This is a genomic window from Patescibacteria group bacterium, assembly GCA_041671645.1.
Classification (GTDB): domain Bacteria; phylum Patescibacteriota; class UBA1384; order XYA2-FULL-43-10; family 1-14-0-10-43-13; genus JBAZBD01.
In genome coordinates, this window is the sequence record JBAZBD010000001.1 from 181,178 (window position 1) to 200,138 (window position 18,961).

At 45.1% G+C, this 18,961-nt stretch carries 17 protein-coding genes and 2 tRNA genes; 16 read left to right on the forward strand and 3 right to left on the reverse strand.

Annotated features, from left to right (window positions below; genetic code table 11):
- Positions 1–5 precede the first annotated feature (5 nt).
- The 4 genes from WC227_00885 (at position 6) to gltX (ending at position 4,042) form a co-directional block, all read left to right on the forward strand.
- Positions 6–1,370 (forward strand): hypothetical protein, encoded by a 1,365-nt coding sequence (locus WC227_00885; GenBank protein MFA6963258.1) that lies wholly within the window; start codon positions 6–8, stop codon positions 1,368–1,370.
- A gap of 118 nt (positions 1,371–1,488) precedes the next feature.
- The gene (locus WC227_00890; GenBank protein MFA6963259.1) at positions 1,489–2,163 is read left to right on the forward strand and encodes a hypothetical protein; all 675 of its coding nucleotides are present in this window, start codon (positions 1,489–1,491) and stop codon (positions 2,161–2,163) included.
- A gap of 69 nt (positions 2,164–2,232) precedes the next feature.
- Positions 2,233–2,595 (forward strand): YraN family protein, encoded by a 363-nt coding sequence (locus tag WC227_00895; protein MFA6963260.1) that lies wholly within the window; start codon positions 2,233–2,235, stop codon positions 2,593–2,595.
- A gap of 43 nt (positions 2,596–2,638) precedes the next feature.
- Positions 2,639–4,042 (forward strand): glutamate--tRNA ligase, encoded by a 1,404-nt coding sequence (gene gltX, locus WC227_00900; protein MFA6963261.1) that lies wholly within the window; start codon positions 2,639–2,641, stop codon positions 4,040–4,042.
- Here the strand turns inward: gltX and WC227_00905 are convergent.
- A complete protein-coding gene (locus tag WC227_00905; GenBank protein MFA6963262.1) occupies positions 4,039–4,779 on the reverse strand; it encodes a PIG-L family deacetylase in 741 nt (246 codons plus the stop codon). The two genes, gltX and WC227_00905, sit on opposite strands and share 4 nt — an antisense overlap.
- Before the next feature lie 57 nt (positions 4,780–4,836).
- Here WC227_00905 and WC227_00910 point away from each other — a divergent pair, with 57 nt between their 5' ends.
- The 9 genes from WC227_00910 to WC227_00950 all read left to right on the forward strand — a co-directional run bounded on the left by WC227_00910 (position 4,837) and on the right by WC227_00950 (position 12,566).
- Positions 4,837–5,970 (forward strand): glycosyltransferase family 4 protein, encoded by a 1,134-nt coding sequence (locus WC227_00910; protein MFA6963263.1) that lies wholly within the window; start codon positions 4,837–4,839, stop codon positions 5,968–5,970.
- 3 nt (positions 5,971–5,973) lie between these two features.
- The gene (locus WC227_00915) at positions 5,974–6,279 is read left to right on the forward strand and encodes a hypothetical protein (protein ID MFA6963264.1); all 306 of its coding nucleotides are present in this window, start codon (positions 5,974–5,976) and stop codon (positions 6,277–6,279) included.
- Positions 6,280–6,298: 19 nt separating this feature from the next.
- Positions 6,299–6,619, forward strand: a complete 321-nt coding sequence (locus WC227_00920; protein ID MFA6963265.1) for a hypothetical protein — start codon at positions 6,299–6,301, stop codon at positions 6,617–6,619.
- 10 nt (positions 6,620–6,629) lie between these two features.
- The gene (locus WC227_00925) at positions 6,630–9,206 is read left to right on the forward strand and encodes a hypothetical protein (protein MFA6963266.1); all 2,577 of its coding nucleotides are present in this window, start codon (positions 6,630–6,632) and stop codon (positions 9,204–9,206) included.
- Positions 9,207–9,319: 113 nt separating this feature from the next.
- Positions 9,320–9,393, forward strand: a tRNA-Gln gene (locus WC227_00930).
- Between the two features lie 94 nt (positions 9,394–9,487).
- Positions 9,488–10,294, forward strand: coding sequence for a hypothetical protein (locus WC227_00935; GenBank protein MFA6963267.1), 807 nt, complete (start codon positions 9,488–9,490; stop codon positions 10,292–10,294).
- Between the two features lie 205 nt (positions 10,295–10,499).
- The gene (locus WC227_00940; protein MFA6963268.1) at positions 10,500–11,078 is read left to right on the forward strand and encodes a GGDEF domain-containing protein; all 579 of its coding nucleotides are present in this window, start codon (positions 10,500–10,502) and stop codon (positions 11,076–11,078) included.
- An 85-nt stretch (positions 11,079–11,163) separates the two neighbouring features.
- A complete protein-coding gene (gene hydE, locus WC227_00945; protein ID MFA6963269.1) occupies positions 11,164–12,444 on the forward strand; it encodes a [FeFe] hydrogenase H-cluster radical SAM maturase HydE in 1,281 nt (426 codons plus the stop codon).
- 47 nt (positions 12,445–12,491) lie between these two features.
- Positions 12,492–12,566, forward strand: a tRNA-Glu gene (locus WC227_00950).
- Between the two features lie 94 nt (positions 12,567–12,660).
- On the opposite strand, the gene WC227_00955 is transcribed toward WC227_00950, so the two are convergent.
- Positions 12,661–13,875: a hypothetical protein gene (locus WC227_00955; protein MFA6963270.1), complete on the reverse strand. Its 1,215-nt coding sequence runs from the start codon at positions 13,873–13,875 to the stop codon at positions 12,661–12,663.
- A 196-nt stretch (positions 13,876–14,071) separates the two neighbouring features.
- On the opposite strand from WC227_00955, the gene WC227_00960 reads away from it, so the two are divergent.
- Both WC227_00960 and WC227_00965 read left to right on the forward strand, forming a co-directional pair.
- Complete coding sequence (locus WC227_00960) at positions 14,072–15,487, forward strand: hypothetical protein (protein ID MFA6963271.1); 1,416 nt, start codon at positions 14,072–14,074, stop codon at positions 15,485–15,487.
- Positions 15,488–15,530: 43 nt separating this feature from the next.
- A complete protein-coding gene (locus tag WC227_00965) occupies positions 15,531–15,926 on the forward strand; it encodes a response regulator (protein MFA6963272.1) in 396 nt (131 codons plus the stop codon).
- Here WC227_00965 and WC227_00970 read toward each other — a convergent pair.
- Positions 15,913–17,976, reverse strand: coding sequence for an ATPase, T2SS/T4P/T4SS family (locus tag WC227_00970; protein MFA6963273.1), 2,064 nt, complete (start codon positions 17,974–17,976; stop codon positions 15,913–15,915). The two genes, WC227_00965 and WC227_00970, sit on opposite strands and share 14 nt — an antisense overlap.
- Positions 17,977–18,137: 161 nt before the next feature.
- Between WC227_00970 and WC227_00975 the strand changes: the two genes are divergently transcribed.
- Positions 18,138–18,722: an isoprenylcysteine carboxylmethyltransferase family protein gene (locus tag WC227_00975; protein MFA6963274.1), complete on the forward strand. Its 585-nt coding sequence runs from the start codon at positions 18,138–18,140 to the stop codon at positions 18,720–18,722.
- Positions 18,723–18,961 lie beyond the last annotated feature (239 nt).

Here is an 18,961-nt window from a genome sequence, read left to right on the forward strand (position 1 = left end):
CATTTATGACCACCGAAATTAATAGAGGCAAAGAGATGGAAAAGGTTCAAAATACCCGAGATCTATTTTTCTATCCAGAAGGCGAAGGAGCAAATAATCCGATCAGAATAATTATGGTTGGATCTTCCGAAAGCTCAAAAGATGAGCAAAAAAAAGAAATGGGCCAGATCGTAGCCGAAGAGAGCGCTAAGGGGATGGCCAAAATTGTAGAGAAGGGCAAGAAGGTCCTCTGGAGCATGGCTACGGGCTCGACTTTTAATTGGCCAGAAAATTTGCCGGTGTCTCTCGAGCAGACTGGCGTCGACCCCAAAGATATTATCCCGATTGTCAAAGAAGACGCTTGGGATCAAGATCGTAACCATTTCCCATCAGGCAATGGCTATGATTTTCGTGGAAAAAGAATTAATTCTTTTCATAAACTTTTTGGTTTGGAGCCGAAGAATGTTTCTGTATCTGATGGGCAAATCGAGGGGAATATCGTCGCGCCTGATTATGACATGTCACCCGAACAAGCCGTAGACTATATGAATGAAACGTGGTCGGCGCTTACTAAGACTGGTCAGGTTGAAGGCTTTACCACAACTGGAGTAGGCGAAGATATGCATGTAGGCGAATTTCAAATAAACAAGATGGGTTTGGAAAATCAGATCAAGCAAATGGATTTCTTCCTTCAGCCTGTGAACGATTATAGCGACGAGAGAGGTCTGTTTCGATGGCTCAAGAATCCTGAAGAGTTTGCAAAGGAAAGCAACGTATTTGTCGAACGGGGCAAAGAGGGATGGCAAGCGACTGGTCGCACAGCCAAACTTGGCGAAGATATTGTTGGCGGGACAGTCATGGGGATGGGTTGGAGAGCCATGCTGGAGACTCCAGGAGGCGCTGTGTTTGCATTTGATAGCGGGAGCAAAGCATTGGCGGCCCGGTCTGCAATCCAGGGCTCTCTGTCAGGTGTGATCAAGGATTCTGATGGCATAGAAGTGCTCAAAGTTGAGGCAGAAAGAGGCGAAGGCATCGGGATTTGGGATGATCTAGCGAAGATTGTCGGCCAATATGAAGAGGATGGCATACTCGAGCACGGTTATTTTGACAAAATAATGGCATCGTCTGAGACCGAAAATTCGAAAATTGGATTGATCAACAACATTCTTGAAGACATATACAGCGCATATATCGAAAAAAATATTTCACCTCAGAAACCAGAGCAGAATGAGAAATATTTCCAGCCTCTATGGCGCCTTGTGAACCGTTATCTCGGGTATCGATCCCCGGTCTCTCTGTGGGTTAGCCAGTTGCAGAGGAGAGGCACACCGGTTACGCTCGTGATTACGCGTCAAGCGGCAGCAGAATTGCCCTCTGAAATGCTGGTTTGACATAAAATAAGGTTAGATAAAAAATGCTTGCACAACATTCAGCAGGCATTTTTTGATGGACAAAGATATCAAATTATGGTAAAGATATTCCAAACGCTATATGCGGGAGGGTGAGAAAATGGCAGATGAGAAAATTCCAGTTTATCGATGGGAATTGACAGAAGAGGAACTTGGAATCAGAGTGACAGTGCGACGATTGCTGATCTACGATATCAGCACGACAAGAGCTGAGGGTACGATTCTTTGTCGGGATAACATCGAAGGCAGAAACTTTGAAGATCATTGGGCTGCGGATTCTCGAGACGGACAATGGGTGGTTAAGTGCGTCAGAGATAAATCCGGCCCCTTCGATGAAAAGCTCGGTGAGCCGTTGTTTACCGGAGCGATAAATATCAACGGCTGGATCAAAGTGTTCATTGCGAAGCGGATTGTGCATCATCTCCAGACTGGGGAAACACAGAATGTGATTCCGCTTTATACTGGGAAGGTCGGGGTTTGCCCGGGAGACTGTCAGTGCCGTGAGGTTGGTGCCTTTGGTAGCACTTCGCCGCCGAGACTCTGGAGGGATTTAATGGATGGCTATGAGCATCCCGCCAATTGCTTTTCTTGCAGCTGCGGAAGACACTGGTTCTTCAGCGCAGAGGATGAGCGTTTCTACTTTGTGGCAGACGATGAAGCCTGGGAAGAGCTGACTACCCACGACGGACAGTCGCGTTACTGGTTGGGCTTTCAATATGATGCCCTGTATTTGTCGCAGACTTTGCGAAAGAGAGGCTTAATCCCTCTCGGTTAATTATCAGACGGTTGCTATATGCTGCCGTCTATTTTATTTGCATCATAATATTTGCGGTATAATTGGACTATGTTTGATAAGACCAAAAACAAAAGTACTGGGAACGCGGGAGAGGACGCGGCGACAGAATTTCTAAGGCGAAAAGGCTACAAGATTATCGACCGGAATTTAAGATTGTTTTGCGGTGAAATAGATATCTTGGCTGAATATAAGAAAGTGATTGTTATTGTTGAGGTGAAAACAGTTCGTGGCGCGGGATTTGGGTTAGCCCAAGATCTAGTTCGCTTCGCCAAGCAGAACAAATTGAGATTGTTAGCGAGGGCGATTGCGCAGAAATATCCGGGCAGAATGCTCAGAATTGATGTCATTGGCGTTGATTATTCGTCGGGCGAGCCCAAAATAGAACACTTAGAAAACGCAGTCGAGGGATAGAAGCAATATTCACTATTGCGAGATATTATGTTAGATTTGGATTATGAATAACAAACCAATTATTACTCGTTTCGCCCCCAGCCCTACAGGGGAACTCCATATCGGCAGTGCTAGAACTGCTCTTTTCGCATATTTGGCGGCCAAAAGCACCGGAGGCAAATTTTATTTGCGTATTGAGGACACTGATCGTACTCGTTATGTCGAAGATTCAGACAAGAGATTGATCGAAGCGCTAGATTGGCTCAAATTGATCCCAGACAACAGAGACAAAATCGTTTTCCAATCCAAAAGGCTCGAAATTTATCGCAAATACGCGCTGGAATTAGTTGAAAAAGGCAAAGCTTACATTTGCACCTGTTCGAAGGAAAAGATCGATGCTGATCGTGCAACACAGGAAAAATCTGGCAAATTGCCAGGTTATCTTGGACATTGTCGTGAGGCCAAGATCAAGTTGGAAGATGTCAAAGAGGGTGAATATGTCATTCGGATGAGAATGCCCAAGACTGGTAAGGTTGTGGTTCATGACTTGGTTCGAGGAGATGTTGAATTTGATTTATCACTATTCGACGATCAGATATTGCTCAAATCAGATGGTTTCCCGACTTACCACTTGGCCTCTGTGGTCGACGATCACGAGATGGGGATTAATTCGGTTCTCCGAGCCGAAGAGTGGCTCTCCTCTACGCCAAAACATATTTTGATTTATGAAGCATTTGGCTGGGATCTGCCGGATTTTGGTCATTTCTCGATGATTTTGGCGCCAGACAAGAGCAAATTGTCGAAGAGACATGGCGCTGTCTCGGTCGAGCAGTTTATGAACGAAGGGTATCTCAGAGAGGCAATTATCAATTTTGTCGCGTTACTTGGCTGGAATCCCAAAACCGATCAGGAAATATTCTCGCTCGAAGAGCTCGAGAAAGAATTCAAAATTGAAAATTTGAACAAGGCGCCGGCCGTCTTCGACATTGTGAAATTGAATAGCATAAATTCACAATATTTAGTTAAGCTTCCTTTTGATCGGATCAAGCAAGAATTAGAACGCTTCGGCTTGGAAAAACCGACTCCCGAAATGATTGAAATTGCTCAGCGAGGCGGATTCGCGACAACAAAGAGTGCAGCCGAATACGTCCTTTCGTTGTTTGAAGAGAAGAAGTTCCCTCCTGAAATGTTAATTTTCAAACGATCCGACAAGAAAAATACTTTGTTGGCGCTTAAGCAAGTAAGCGATAAGCTCGTAAGCTTGGAAGAGTGGAGTTCAGATAAATTCCAGCAAGCTCTCCAATACACAGTGATTGAAAACGGACTAGGTAACGGAGACGTCTTCTGGCCGATCCGTGTCGCACTTTCTGGCGAAGAAAAGTCCCCATCTCCAGTCGAGCTAGCTTTGGCCCTCGGAAAAGACGAGAGCATCAAGAGAATCCAAACGGCAATCAGGAAATTGAGTTAGTTTATTTTCAACTTCGTTAGTTCAAATAGTTTCAAATAGATCTTTTTGTTAGTGGCTAGGAAGGCCTCGCAATATTCTCCTGCGCCAAACATTTTGGCGCGATATGTATTCAATCCCAATATTGCTTCTAGGTACGGGCGGTCTTTGAGCTGGGAAGTATGGGCCAGAACGGCCTCTTTTTTTATTTCTATCACCGAGTCGATATTGATGAGGCGATTGGCGTATATCGGTTGCCAGACACAATATTGCCAAATTTCACCCTTAAAATTGTTTCTCGAGAGGACTTTACCAAGCATGGCAGAGACATCGTAGTGCTCGGGATGCGGATCAGTCAGCCCCGGAGAGCAGATAATATCGGGGTCAAAGCGCGATACTAGCTCGTCGAGAAGGTCTGGGACTCTTCCATCTATTTCATCGTTGCCCATGCCCCAGAAGCGTGTTTCGGCTCCAAGCAGAGCGGCAGCTTTCTCCGCTTCCTTACGCCTGACATCATTTTTGCGCTCTCTCATATAGACGATTACGGTCTTCCCGCCGTTTTTCTGATTTAGCGCGATCACCCCGCCACAGCCTAGGACATCGTCGTCGGGATGGGGCGCCAGTATGAGCAGGCGCTTGCCAGAGAACTGGTCAATAATCTCCTGTTTCAAGCTGAAACCGAGCGCTTGGCCGATCAATTGAAAACCGAAAATCTTGCGAAGATTGTTTAGACTCAACAAATAATCCATCATTTTGTTCATAGTCTGATTATAGTACAAAAGGGAACTTGTTCCAAATTTGGAATAAGTGATACAATTATGGTAATGCAAAAAGGTCGCGCAAAGGTTGTAATTGTGACAGCTGATTCTAAGGTTGGCGGAGGGTCAAGCCATATTTTGGGTTTGATCAGAAATCTAGACCGCGACAAATTTGAACTCCATTTAGTCTGCCCCTCGGGGTACCTTTCCAAATTGGCCAAGCAGATAAACTCTGTCGATGTCTACAACATCCCGATGAGCTCAAAGTTTGATTTGGAGTCAATATTTGCGCTCCGGACACGTCTTCGACAGATTCAGTCTGCTGGCAATCCTTTCACTCCGTTCCTAATCCACACTCATGGCCCCCGTGCCGGATTTTTTGCTAGTCTAGTTGCTCCGAGAATGGCAAGGAAAGTTTATACCGAGCATATTTACGATCAGAATTATCGACTTCCGAGCACGATCAATGGTTGGATTCAGAAGATGATGTTACGCAAGGTTTGCCTTGAGCAAGATTTGGTTTTGGCAGTTTCGACATCAGTTAAGAAGTTCTTGGTTAGTAACAAGTTTGCGGACGCGAATCAGGTTAAGGTCGTGCCAAACGGTCTCGATGTAGAGGCTTGGTCAGCGCAAAAACGCAAGATTGAGCTTTCGGCAAACGCACCGATTATCGGTACACTAGGCACTTTGAACGCCCAGAAGGGGCAAAAGTTTTTGATCTCGGCTTTTAAGGAAGTTCTCAAAAAATTTGAGCATGCAACGCTAGAAATCATTGGCGATGGCCCATTATTTGAAGCCCTAAAGTCGCAAACTAGAAGCTTAAAGATTGAGGGAAGAGTCAAATTCTTGGGAGCAAAGGAAAATCCGATTGAGTATATGCGCGATTGGAGTCTTTTCGCCTTGCCATCGATATCAGAAACCTTTGGCATCGCCGCCCTCGAAGCGATGGCGCTCGGCATTCCGGTCGTTGCCTCCAAAGTTGGCGGCTTGCCAGACATTATAGACAATCAGAAAAACGGGATTTTGGTGCCAGCCAAGGATGCGGAAATTCTGGCCAAGGCAATGCTAGGCGTGCTAGAACATCCAGCAGTTGCGGCCAAGCTTCGTCGCGAAGGCGAGAAGAGGGCAGCAGATTTCGATATCAAAAAAGTTGTCAGAGAAATTGAGGAAGTATATTTAAAATTAGTGGGATAACGGATGGAACGAATTCTTGTAAACATTGATTCTGGCGGAGTCTCTGTGGTGGGCGTACTGGGCGACGAAGAGAAGCTGATATTGGAGAGACAAATCGATTTTGTCGGCAATTTTCATCCATCTCGCGGGCTTCATTTCAATGACGAGGAAGCCCTGATCAGATTGCTCGAGCGGATCAGCGCAAATTATTTTGACAAAAGAATTGAGGCAAAAGCCTCGGGGATATTTGAGAAATTGGACAGAAGATTCTTCGAAGAGCTCAAACGTGAAGCTTTCAAAAGATCAAAAATAGAGTTACAATTAGCGTAAGAATTAATGGGGAGGGGTTATGGCCGATCAAGATGTGAAGAAAAGTCTAGACGATATCAAAGATGATCTATTTTCTGCGTTAAATATTGCCGGAGTGTCTGACTCTGACAAGAAAGTTTTGGCTGCCAAGATGTACAGGGCGGTTGAGGACAGAGCGATTGCACGTTTCATGACTGAGGCGACAGAAGAACAAAAAGCCAAGATTGATGAGATTGCGAAGCAAAACGATCCAAAATTGTTTGACCAATATATCGAGGACAATTACGCTAGCATCGAGCAGATCTTCCAAGAGGAAGCGCTCAAACTAAGAAGTGATCTAATCGCCAAATTCGGCAAATAGGAGGGATATTATGGGAGAGAGCAAAGGCGGATCTGAAAAATCATTTTGGGGCAATTTATTTGGTGGGAAAAAAGAGACTTCAGCCTTAGAGGATTCGAAAAGGTTAGCAGAGGAATTTAAAAATATTGGAACTGGGTCACCGAAAAATGAGGTTAAGCCGGTTGGTAGTTTTCTAGACATTAAATCAGATGCCACAGCTATGCCAATCGATGTTAAGCAAGAACGGAAAGAAGTTCTTGATGAGGCACTTTTGACTACTGGAGTCCCTTCAGATGTTGATGCTGAGCTGAATCAATCTGAGCGTTTCCTTTCGTCGGACGAGTTTCAGCGTTGGATTGATTCTGCCGCTTCCAGTGTCAATGGTGAGTCTGTTGGTGTCGGAGAAGAACAGATCCAGGATCAAAAAGTGAAAGAGATTACCAGCGACCCTCTCCTCGAGGTCCAGAAAAGTCCGACCGAGGCTCTGATTAAGTTCAAGGAAGCTCTTCGGAAAAATGCCAAGAATATTGCCCGAGTGGTGTTGGCCTGTGTAATTGTGGGTCTTGGGTCTACTGTGGTGAACAAAAATACCGAGAATCGTCCGCCGACATCGCAGATACTGCCTCCTACATCATCCGTGATACAGCAGTCGCCTGATGATTCTGCTGGGCCTGGATTTGTGCCTGATGATACGATTCCAAATTTCAATCAGCCTGCCGTCATGCCGGGGCTAGATGGAAAATCGCCAGCAGACGATTTCCTCTCGCAAACCAATCCACGAGATATATTCGAGCCTCAGGGTGATATGAAGGGCGCCGCCAATCCGCTTATCGGTGGTGGCGTTGATCTGGCTAAGCCTGCCGTCGGACCGGATTTAACTCAAAGAGCTCCTGGTCTAGCTGATGGTGCTAACAACGCAGATAAAACTTTAGGAGATACCGATATTGGCGCTACAACGATTACCCCACCTCCACCGGACAAAATTGAAAGAGGCGACCTGGCTCCCAAGACGTTGCTTAGTGACCCACACAATACAAATTTCAAAAATGAACATTTTCAAGATCTTGAGGCTGGCAAAGCCCATGATATCGCGAAGGAAATTCTAGATGGCTATCTCAACAATCCTGCCAAAAACACCAAGGGCGTGACTCTCACTCCTGAGCAAAATGAGCAGGTTATTGATGCAGTGAACAAAGAGATCATTAAGCAGGGTTACGCAAACCTTGATGGTTCTATCGACAAAGACAAAGAGGCCAATGTCCGCATGTTCGACCCCATGAAAGTCGTACCAGAAGCCATAGATACAGTTTTGGCAGGGCAGACCACGGTGTCACAATCGCCGGATATGATGAAAATACCTACCCTCAATGATATCCCGACTCCCATCGATAATATAACTCGTAATGGATCGTTGACACCAATAGCGACGGGTGAGGTTTTCGGGCCAAAAGTCGAGCTGACAAGCGTCGATAATATCAAACCTATCGCTGATGCGGCAAATGCAGACTCGGAAATCGACAAAGGGAAAACCGAAGAAAGCACAAATCCGCTCAAAGATGTTCTGGCTAATCCCAATATTACAATCGACAAGATTGAACCCGCTCCGCCCTCTACGGCTCAGGTTATAGCCAAAATATCGGGCGAAAAGCCAGATTTGACCTCAAATGAACTTTCAAAATTGAGACCTGGGATGGACAATGCATTGCCTGCGCTAGAGGATGACTCTGCTGGCGCGGTAAGCGTAGCGCCAGCCCCTGTGACAAAATTGGAAGTGGGCGCTCCATTAATCGTCCCTGATAATTCAGAGCCTCTGGTTGACCCAAATATAGGTCGCAAGGCATTTACCGGATTATTTGGTCGTGGAGTAATGTCAGCAGAAGAAGCGGACAAGGCTGGCGCCGTCAAGTGGGTCCCAGGCCAGAAGGTCGCTCCGAAACCTCAGGGTTCGGGGATCAAATGGCCGAGTCGAAGCAGTAGCGAAGTTGTGAAATCAGAAAATGTGGTCACTGCTGACTCTGGTGATTTTCCGGGAGATTACAAAACTTCGAAAGAATCATCCGATTTCTCTGAGCAGGCGACGAAGGAAGCCGCGCTCAAAAGTCCAGCCGAAAGAGAGAAGGCGGCCCGGACATTCTTGAGACAGTCTGAGAAACTCGTGGCCAAAAACCCTGATGCGAAAATAGCCGAAGCTCAGCTTGATGAAACAAAAATGAAGCTTCTAACTCTTACCAGCGGTACAAGCGCGGAAAATGCTCAGAAGTTTAACGCTATTTGGAATAGGATATTCGTTGTCTTGCAGGAGAAAGGTGCTGGTGCTGTTGCTGACCTTGCCAAGGATATCAAGGATCACCCAGATAGAGTGTCGCAACATTTCCCAGGACTTGTCCCAGATAGCGCAGACAAACCTGCGGTCGCGCCGACTGAAGTTGGTGCGAGTAGCCCAGACGGAGAGTGGGTGGGAGTCGAGATGACTAGAGGAAAGTTCAAATGGGCCCCAGTCATTCTGGAATTTCTAAAGAACTGGGATTTTCGAGGCAAGTTATATATTGGGTTAAAGACGATTATTAACGCAACTGATAACTCTGCAGAAAACCTTCAAGGCAAGTAAAAACGCTAATTGATTATATGGGAAAACGGCCTCCAAGGGGTCGTTTTTTCTATTTGGAGCTTGAGAAAAAGGGCAAAACATGATAGTCTAACTTAGAATTATTCCGATAATAATCCGAGATCGTCTAGTGGCAGGACAGCAGATTCTGGATCTGCTTACCTAGGTTCGAATCCTAGTCTCGGAACCAAGATAAGAACGCCAAGAAATTGGTGTTTTTATTATGGCCTTGATATATTGTTTGCAAATGACTGATCTAATTAAAACTCTTTCGGGGAGGAAAAATGGCAGGTGATGAGATAAAAGGCGGCGATCCCAAGGTCCAGATAGAGGCAGCTAAGTTTGCGATTCAGCAGTTTGTGAAAGATGTCGCCGAAAAAACCGGTGTTGACCCTGACAAACTAATCAGCGAAGTGAATGAATCGGGAGATTTCCAATTTCGTCAAATCGATCAAGAATTGTACGAAAAGCTGACTGATTTACAGAAAATCCTTGTCTCACTCTCGTATGGTCTCGAGGAATCGATCAGGGGCGAGGAATATCTAGCCAAGTATCCCGATCCTAGAGTACCTGAGTTTTGGCGCAGTTCAAGATTTGTCGAACATGTAGAGCCAAAGGAACCACCTAAGTATTGGGAAAAGAGCTATCCTGACGTTGAGTTCGGTAGCTATATATCGAAAGGCACTTCGGGCATAGATTCTAGTATGGTAGCTAAATCGGGGCTGAAAATTAAGCTGGACGATAAATTAGTACTAACCAAAGAAGAACTTCAATTCGTCAAGGGTCTGGTCGGATTTGACCCCGAAATTAACGATAGAGAAAATCACGCTGTTGGCGGCAAGTCCAGAATGTATGCCAGCATGTGCCCCTACCATAAGACAAAGATCCCTAATTTATTTGTCGAGCAAGAAAGGCTAGGGGGTACAGCATATAATAATGCCGAAGCGATCAATTTTATTGTCCATCAATACGACATTGGCGGTTATGAAGATGGAAGTCCGATGAGCGGCACCCAAGGAGGTCCACTAAAAAAGACCGCTGACCCAAGGAGTCTATATGAAAAACCCGATTCCGATACGCCAGCGAGCTAGAATATCTTTATTTTAAGAACCAATATCCTGGCGCATATAGCCGTACCTAGTTAATAGTATTCTCAAGACGTCAAGCGAGGGTGATTTTTTCGTTGACAGATATGTCATTTTGTGTTAGTATTGTGTACATGTTTGGGCTCGCGGATACTTGATCTCTCGACAGTTGTCTATAGAAAATTACAGACAATTGTTCGGGAGGAGTAGTATGAATCGAAAAAACGACAGCGTAATTTGCTTGTCCGCCATCGCTTTAATTGGGATTGCGGCCACGGCAATTCTGACGGTTGAGAACAGGAGATTGGCTTCGCTTCTTGAGGAAGCGGCGACCGATCATCTGACCGGTATACCCACCAGAAGACACCTGATGAGAAGTCTCAAAAGGTTGGAAATGGGCGGCGTTCGTTCTCTGCCGCTGGCAGTTCTGGTCATCGATGCCAACGGTCTCAAGGAGACCAACGATTTGCATGGTCACAAAGCGGGAGATAGACTCCTGCAGGTGATAGCAGAGATAATTATTGAAAATGTCCGCCCCAATGACATTTTCGGCCGATTGGGCGGCGATGAATTTATCATCGTTCTGCCAAATACTGATTTGGATGGTGCTGAGCTTGTAGCCAAGAGGTTGCAAACAGCTTGCGCGTCTTCCTATTTCAAGTATCCCGTATCGGTTTCGATTGGGATTGCGGTTAGGGAAGATTTATCCAAACCGATTGATAAAATCATTCATGAGGCCGACCAAGAAATGTACAAGGCGAAAGCCGCGTACAAGAAGGCTCATGTTTGAACTAAATTTACTGGTGGCACCTCGATATATATCGGAGTGCCACATTTTATTTGTAGAAACATTTTTTTCTTATTATACTTGACTCATGTGTCTCACAATTCCAGGAAAAATTGAATCGATAGATGACGTGGGTATCGCCACCGTATTATCATCCCGCGAAAAGGCTCAGATTGACCTCTCGCTTGTTTCTGACGTTTACCCCGGTGATTGGATACTTTATGCATCAAACAGGGCTGTCAAGGCAATCTCGGAGGAAGATGCCAAGGAGATCATAGCCTTGCTCGAAGACAATTATAGCCAGGTCGACGTTAGCCGTTTGCCCCTGCAGTTCAAGAAAATTATATACAAAGTTCGCTCGGGCAATTCTGATTTGACCAAGGACGAGATAGTTTATCTTTTGAACCTCAAAGGCAAGAATAACCTCGAAACTTTGTATGCCGAAGCCAATACTCTACGCAAAGACAGGATCAAGGATTTCGTTTGCATCCATGGCATTATTGAGTTCTCAAATTATTGCAAAAATCTCTGCCTCTATTGTGGCATCCGAAAAGGTAATAAGGTCGAGCGATATCGGATGAAACGAGAAGAGATTGTTAAAGCTGCGAGGCAGGCAGTTGACGAGGAGGGCTACAAGCTCCTGGTCCTGCAAAGTGGGGAAGACGATGAGTATTCTGATGACGATTTGATCAAAATTGTAGCGGAAATCAAGAAAGAACTGCGAGTCTTTGTCTTTCTTTCTGTCGGCGAGAGAAGTATTAATTTTTACAAAAAAGCTTATGAAGCTGGGGCGTCTGGGGCTCTGATTCGATTCGAAACCTCGGACCCCGAATTTTATTCAGAATTACGCCCGGGCCACAAATTGGACGACCGATTAAAATTAATCAAACAGATGACGGAGCTCGGCTACTACATGGCGACAGGCAATATCGTCGGCTTGCCAGGGCAAAGTCTTGAAAGTCTGGCAGACGATTTGCTTTTGATCAAAAAGTTAAATGCGCCAATGATCAGCTCTGGCCCGTGGCTCCCAGCCAAAGGAACGCCGCTGGTGCAAGTCGAAAGTCGAAAGTCGAAAGTCGAAAGTTTGGAAATTATGCTGAAGTATATTGCAGTTGCTAGGTTCTTGATGCCGGAGGCGAAGATTCCGGTCACGACAGCGCTTGAGACGCTTGACCCAGAGAACGGACGACACAAGGGACTTTTGGCGGGTGCCAGCGCTCTAATGTTTAGCCTGACCCCAGAGAAATATGCGGGCGATTATTCTATCTATGACAACAAATATCGCGAGCGTGAGAAGGTCTGGCAGAAATATGGCTTGTTTAAGGGTGAAGAGAGCTACGAAATGTTGGCTGATAGGCTTAAGGTTTGATTTTATTATTGCCAGATGGGACTTTTTGTGCTAATATTTCTCTGTTTGGCGTCATCGTATAACGGTTAGTACGCCGCCCTCTCACGGCGGTAATTGGGGTTCGATTCCCCATGACGCTACCAAAAAACCATCAGCACAGCTGGTGTTTTTTTGTTTTTGCAATCGAATATATGCAGAGCCACGATTATTTTGTCGTCCCACTTCTTCTGAAACAGTCTAGGGCTGATGCATATTTTTGGCTCGATTTACGACATTCGGCCAGTTCCAGATAGAATCAATATAAAGCATGTTCACAATTTCGGATTTAAGGTAATGTTTTTCTTCCAAAACGCCAATGCACTTGATCCATTTGTCTAGCTGAATATTATACAAATTTTCAATATCCTGCATAAGTGTTTGATCGTCTGGGCTGCTCAAAGTGCGGCCTTCTACATTGTCATCATTTATTCTAGAAACAGTATCACTGAAAGAATAAATAACGTCCCTGATTCCTTTTTTATCACTTTGAATGTCCATATAATCGTATAACTTTGAGTGCATTGTCTCTTTGATTTCAACCGAATTAGACATACCTTTAACGTAAGCTAATAGTTCATCCTTAATTCTGTTATCGATTCCGGACGAAATTAAATATTGATTCAAGATCGATTTTTCTACCAGAAAAATCTGACTGTCCGCATCGAGATTTTCTATGACTTTATCGTTTTGATATAGCTTGTCTGTATTATAGACAGTAAACAGTTGATGAAATTTATGTTGTTCCTCATGATCTTCTGTCGGCTTGTAGTCATATCTTGACACCGTCACCACACCTCTAAGTCCGTATGACTCTTTATACGAGAACCCTCCAGACATTGAGGCGTCTTCTTCGTCGCCATATAATTTATTAAAATCATTACTGTTGCTACAAATAATGTTGAAATTTGCAGGAAGAGTTTTGACCTTGATTTCTCCTTCTGGCATATGGCCAGATAATGCCTCAAACAATTCTTGATCGGTATATTTTTGTCTCTGCTCCTGAACCAATCGATGTTTATCGAGATAGTTTCTGATACCTTGTTCAAAACTACTTTTTTGATAGTAATTTAGCCCAATCGCTTTACCTTGAGTATCAACAATTTGAGATAGTTCCTGAACCGATATATCAGGATTACTCTTTATGGTATCGAAAAGTGTGTTAACAATTTTGTTGATACCTTCCCTTTGAGCTCTGAGTTTGGCCTTATAATCTAAAAATTTATCAAAAAAAGCGACTTTAGCTTTTTCGTCAGAATAATCTACCGCATCTTTTTCTTCCTTCAACTTGAAGAGCTCCTTTCCAGGATCAAACTGGCCGTCAAAAACAATAGCGTCAGCTGCCTGATTTAGGCCATTTTCAAGATCCTCTTTTGACTCTTCGCTAGCGGCTCGCCAATCTTCGGCGTTTTCCATGCCCCAGGCGTTAAATTCATCTTGTTGCATACCTCTCTCGTTCATATAGACCTCAAATATTTAGTTTCTATACTAAAAATACAGCGGTTGGAGCCGAAACTCAAGCGTCGCTTCAGCTTCTCTCTGTCGATGACGCCTCGAATTTTACAACCGAATATGTTTAGAGTTATAATTAATTTAAGTTAACGGAGGGCGAGTGAAAAAACAGGGCTCCGCGATTTTAATTGCAGTTTTATTGGTTACGGCGATCGGTTCGCTGGCTTTTTCGTTTGGCAGAATATTGCTTGCTGATATTACCGGTGCCAACATTTATGAAAATGGGGCCGGTGCGTATTATTCGGCCGAGTCCGGCGTAGAGGAGGGAATGTTGCGTTATCGTTTTGCTCCCACGGCCACTGTGCCGGCAAGCAACTGGAATCTTGGCGCCTCGGATTGGGTATATCGCTCAGATTTGGCTGCAAAGACGGCCGAGACTGGCCTAGATGTTGGGATCGATAGAAATACAGCGATCACGGCAAACGCCAATCAAACTTATGATCTAAGACTTGGCTACATAGGCAGTGGCGCTACTCAGCCGTTTTGGGGCGAAGATTTAGATGCGAATGGGCTTGATATTAGTGACTTAGCCAGCGACAAATATGGAGCGACCATTCCATCACTGAGAGTGCCGAAGGACGAGGTGCTGAAGATATCGCTTCCAGCGAAGTTCAATCTTTCTGGCCCAAACGGAGCTTTGAATTTGCTTGTGGTGTTTGAAAATCCGACAGATCCAGCAGGAACAGTTGATAAGGATAAAGCTGTAATTGAAGTCAAGGCTATCGCAAAACGGCCGACTAATCTAAACAGAACTTATGAATACAAAAAAATGGTTGCTTTCTCCAGTCCTGATGCTATCTCAAATATTGGAGGGAGCGATGATGATTACATTCCTCGGAATACTCCCTGGGACAGTGTAAACGGAAAAAAGGGCTTGGCAATAAATAATCTTTTGGGGGGTCTTGGGGTTGCTTATGACCCGCCAGTATCTGGAACCGGCGGCACCGAGATCGAGTTATCATTCCGTCCACTTTTTAATAATATTAGAATCGGCCTCTCCACCCAGGGTTGCCAAAACTATATTGGGACTCCGCTTGCTGCTTGCGACGGTACAACCGCGACTGTCATGCCCGGACCGGTCGCTCGGATTATCTCTTCTGGCCATTATGCGGACGTGATCAAGACGCTCGAGGTCAACGTTGACCGCCAGTCCGGCACGTTATATGATCTCTATGATAACGTAGTTTACTCGGCGAACAATGGGACTACTTATAGTTTAACTTTTCAAAATAGCGGTGATTGTGTCGCCAAGATTACGATTGGTGCAAAGGATTACCTGATTCCTGCAAGCACCGGGTCAGGACCAGGCAGCGTGGCAGTCAGTTATGGCAAAAACTCTAATTTGAATATATCGTTGACAGGAGTCAACACGCCTACAAGTGTATGTCTCGCCGATTCGACAATCCATCCGATGCAAGATATTACAGATGGCTGGTCGAGCCCTACTCTGGTCGGCGGCACCTACTTGCTTGATAGAAATAGAACCATTAGCGCAAGTACTTACATTCCAAAATAAATTCAATGATCGCATAAAATTTTAATAATAAAGAGAGGAAAATATGGCAGAGTTAACAAAAGTTTTATTGGCCGATGATGACGCAATCTTGCACGAAATGTACGCTGAGAGGCTTCGGGCTGAGGGTTTCAACATTATTTCCGCCTACGACGGCGAGGAAGCGCTCGAGAAATTCAATGCCGAGAAGCCGGCTCTTCTCGTTCTCGATATTATGATGCCAAAAATGAATGGCATTGATGTCATGAAGAAAATCAGGGAGGGAGACATCAATCCAAACACCCCAATCATCCTTCTGACCGCGCTGGTCCAAGAGATCAACAAAATCAAAAAGATGATGAAAGAGGGCGATCAATATCTCATCAAAAGCGAGATCGTCCCAGCTAATCTGATCGAAGCAATCAAATCTACTCTCAAGAAAAGTTCAGCTAGCGCCGCCTAAGAGTCTTGTATAGTTCTTCCAGAGTTGTCTGGCCTCGAAGTACCTTGTCGAGGCCATCTTCTCGTATTGTCGAGAGCTCATTGTATCTGAGTACCTCGTCATAATCGTCTGGCTCACCAGAGAGAGTTTGTTTGACGATATTGTGATTGATTTTAACCACTTCATGTAGGGGGATCTGACCTTTAAATCCGGATTCTGCACAAGCGCTGCAACCGATAGGTAGCCAGATTTTCTGAGCAGTTTTACCTAGGGTTAATTCTTTTTCAATATAATTTTTGAGCTTGTCTTCTAATGGACGATCCATCTCTTTTTTGCATTTATCACAAATACGGCGGGAGAGTTTCTCAAAAATAACGAGTTTTAGCAATTCGGAAATCTTGGTCTCGCTGATGCCCCAATCGTAGAGTCTCTTGATCGTCTCTGCGACGGAGGAGCCGGCCATCGAGATGATCAGGAAATGGCCGCTGGCTGCCAACTCAAAGGCTTTCTGGACCGTTTCGCGGCTATCAGCCCCGGTGATACCGATAACATCAGGATCGAGTTTCTCGACCTGGCTCATGGCAGTTTCTCTGTCGGCTGGATTCGAAATGCTGGTTTGATTGATTCCCGGAAGGCGGAATTTGACCGGATTCTCAAGTGTCACAATGTTGATTCCTTCCGAATAGACCTGATCGATCAGGGCGTAGAAAAGTGTGCTCTTGCCAGACTCGCTAGGTCCAGTGATCATAATAATACCGCTTCTATCGATGCATGCCTCTGTGACCAGTTTGAAATTTTTGTCTGAAAATTCTAATTCCCCCAGGTTCTTGAGGGCGGTCAATTTGTTGGTCAGTTTCATTGTAATCTTGAGGCCATCGAGGACAGGAAAAGTAGCGAGACTATATTCGTAGGTCTCGTTTTCGATGTTTATCTTGAGTTTGCCAGTTTGTGGCTTGGTCTGGTCATCGTCGAGGGAGGAAATCAGAGAAAAAGCACGAACCAGGAGATTGCCCATCGCTTTGGGCAGGGAGGTCCGCTTCTGCAGAAGGCCGTCGATCCTGAATCGCATTGTAATCTCCTCTTTTGACGGATCAAAATGAATGTCGGTGGCATTGTCTCTGACCGATTTTTTGATCAGATTCAGTACTGTCCTGACGACTGGGGCAACCTTGCCTTCGTTGCTAAGAGAGCTAATAAATTCAGGAGTTGGCTCGACGGCAACGATCAGGTTGCCCTCTCTCAGCCTGGCATATTGAGCCAAGACATGTGCCATACCGGTTTCGTCGGCCAATTTGATCTCGACTGTGCGCCCAGTAACCTTCTCAAGCAAATGGATCACTTCGTCGTCACCAGCGTCCAACATCGCCACGACCAAGACATTGTCTTCGTCTTCAATAGCTACGACGCGGTGGTTTTTGGCAAATGACTCAGGGATGATAGCCAGGATGGAGGAAGGAATTGTGAAGTGGCTGAGGTCGACGAAAGGAATTTTGTTTTTCTTGTCCTTGTGGGAAATGGGTGCGACAAAATCAGCGTCATCTTTCTCCACTGGCTCAATTGTTTTGATCTTGATAACTTCGGCTTTCTCTCTTGGCGCTTCCTCGACTTTGACCTCTACTTCGGGCGCTTCAACCTTCTCGCCAATTATCTTGATCGGGATATCGACTTCTTCATCTTCGTTGGTCTTGATCTTTTCTGGGGGGATATCGATCTCTTCTCCCTTGGATTCAGATTTGTCGCCATGCATTTTCTTGAACGAGCCGTATGAAGTGCAATTTTCGAGATTCAAGCCTCTATTGACCGCTTCTTTGATGTTATCCGCTGGCATCCATTTGACCACGTCGGTAGGAAGCATAATCATCTTTTTGGCTGCGCCAAGCTTGGGGTGGAGGATAGTTTTGGAGGGGTAATGGACAGTGTAGAAACTTCCGAAATTGGAATAGATGACCTTCTCGCCTTTTTCCAATGTCTCAGAAACGGTGTCAGCAAAAGCAATCGCTAATTTCAGCGCCTTCTTGATGTTGAGGTTTGTTTTTTTGGCGATCTCTCTCGCCAAATCTTCCCGTGTCATGTCTGCCCATCCTTTGAAAACATTATATCTTTTTCTGCCAGAAAAAGGCAAATAGATAGGGAAAAAAGGGGGAATTTGAGCGAGCGTCAAGCTTGATTACATTGCCTCAGATTGACGTTGGCTCGCAAAAGCTGTACTTATTATTGCAGGGGGTTCCAGCTATGCTCGAACAGATCTTAAGGTTTTCGACCATCACTACGATGGTGGCAGCTGGGATTGTCCAGCTTTGCTTTCTCTACTTTTATCATCGAGATAGCGTCCAAAGCGCTATAACTCTCAGGATAAATTTACGTGGTGCTCTTTGCGCCTCTCTCCTTCTGGTTACTGGATGGATTGTCTGGCCAGAAAATGTGCTTATAGATAAATCTGTGCTATGGCTTGGCTGTTTGACGATTATCGCCGGCATGAGTCTACGCCTTTGGGCGCAATTTACACTCAAGTCAATGTGGTCAGTAGGGACGAGAATACTGTCTGGCCATGTATTGACCGACCAAGGGCCATATCGATTTCTCCGTCATCCGATGTATGTCGGATACGGACTAGTAGGGATTGGGACGATCTTGCTCACGCAGAATATTTTGATACTCTGTGGTTGGTCTTTCTTCTTCATTTTGCTCTTCCAGAGAGCGCTTGAGGAAAGTACAGCCCTTTACCAGAAATTCGGCGAAAGTTTTCTGGGTTGGACTGGAGGGCGAATGATGCTCGGACCGCCAATCTGGCTGACTCTGTGGAAAATTAATCAGTAGCTTACTTAAAATTTATCAGGACGGCGCTCAAAAAGAGCCCGTCTATTTTATTTCTTAAAACAAAAAGTGTTTACAACTCTGTGGACTGCTTGGGGACAATTAAGTTGAAAGTTGAAAGTTAGAAGTTGAAAGACAAGGGTGGGAGGGAATAATTATGCAATAGTTCACGATGCAGTGGCATAAGGCTTATAATAAGACAGCTGACAAACTAGAAGTTCATTTTTTAATTTTTATTTCTT

Excerpts from the sequence above, each read along its gene's own strand:
- WC227_00885 (MFA6963258.1), top strand. The coding sequence starts at position 6 with ATGACCACCGAAATTAATAGAGGCAAAGAGATGGAAAAGGTTCAAAAT.
- WC227_00890 (MFA6963259.1), top strand. The coding sequence starts at position 1,489 with ATGGCAGATGAGAAAATTCCAGTTTATCGATGGGAATTGACAGAAGAG.
- WC227_00895 (MFA6963260.1), top strand. The coding sequence starts at position 2,233 with ATGTTTGATAAGACCAAAAACAAAAGTACTGGGAACGCGGGAGAGGAC.
- gltX (MFA6963261.1), top strand. The coding sequence starts at position 2,639 with ATGAATAACAAACCAATTATTACTCGTTTCGCCCCCAGCCCTACAGGG.
- WC227_00905 (MFA6963262.1), bottom strand. The coding sequence starts at position 4,779 with ATGAACAAAATGATGGATTATTTGTTGAGTCTAAACAATCTTCGCAAG.
- WC227_00910 (MFA6963263.1), top strand. The coding sequence starts at position 4,837 with ATGGTAATGCAAAAAGGTCGCGCAAAGGTTGTAATTGTGACAGCTGAT.
- WC227_00915 (MFA6963264.1), top strand. The coding sequence starts at position 5,974 with ATGGAACGAATTCTTGTAAACATTGATTCTGGCGGAGTCTCTGTGGTG.
- WC227_00920 (MFA6963265.1), top strand. The coding sequence starts at position 6,299 with ATGGCCGATCAAGATGTGAAGAAAAGTCTAGACGATATCAAAGATGAT.
- WC227_00925 (MFA6963266.1), top strand. The coding sequence starts at position 6,630 with ATGGGAGAGAGCAAAGGCGGATCTGAAAAATCATTTTGGGGCAATTTA.
- WC227_00935 (MFA6963267.1), top strand. The coding sequence starts at position 9,488 with ATGGCAGGTGATGAGATAAAAGGCGGCGATCCCAAGGTCCAGATAGAG.
- WC227_00940 (MFA6963268.1), top strand. The coding sequence starts at position 10,500 with ATGAATCGAAAAAACGACAGCGTAATTTGCTTGTCCGCCATCGCTTTA.
- hydE (MFA6963269.1), top strand. The coding sequence starts at position 11,164 with ATGTGTCTCACAATTCCAGGAAAAATTGAATCGATAGATGACGTGGGT.
- WC227_00955 (MFA6963270.1), bottom strand. The coding sequence starts at position 13,875 with ATGGAAAACGCCGAAGATTGGCGAGCCGCTAGCGAAGAGTCAAAAGAG.
- WC227_00965 (MFA6963272.1), top strand. The coding sequence starts at position 15,531 with ATGGCAGAGTTAACAAAAGTTTTATTGGCCGATGATGACGCAATCTTG.
- WC227_00970 (MFA6963273.1), bottom strand. The coding sequence starts at position 17,976 with ATGACACGGGAAGATTTGGCGAGAGAGATCGCCAAAAAAACAAACCTC.
- WC227_00975 (MFA6963274.1), top strand. The coding sequence starts at position 18,138 with ATGCTCGAACAGATCTTAAGGTTTTCGACCATCACTACGATGGTGGCA.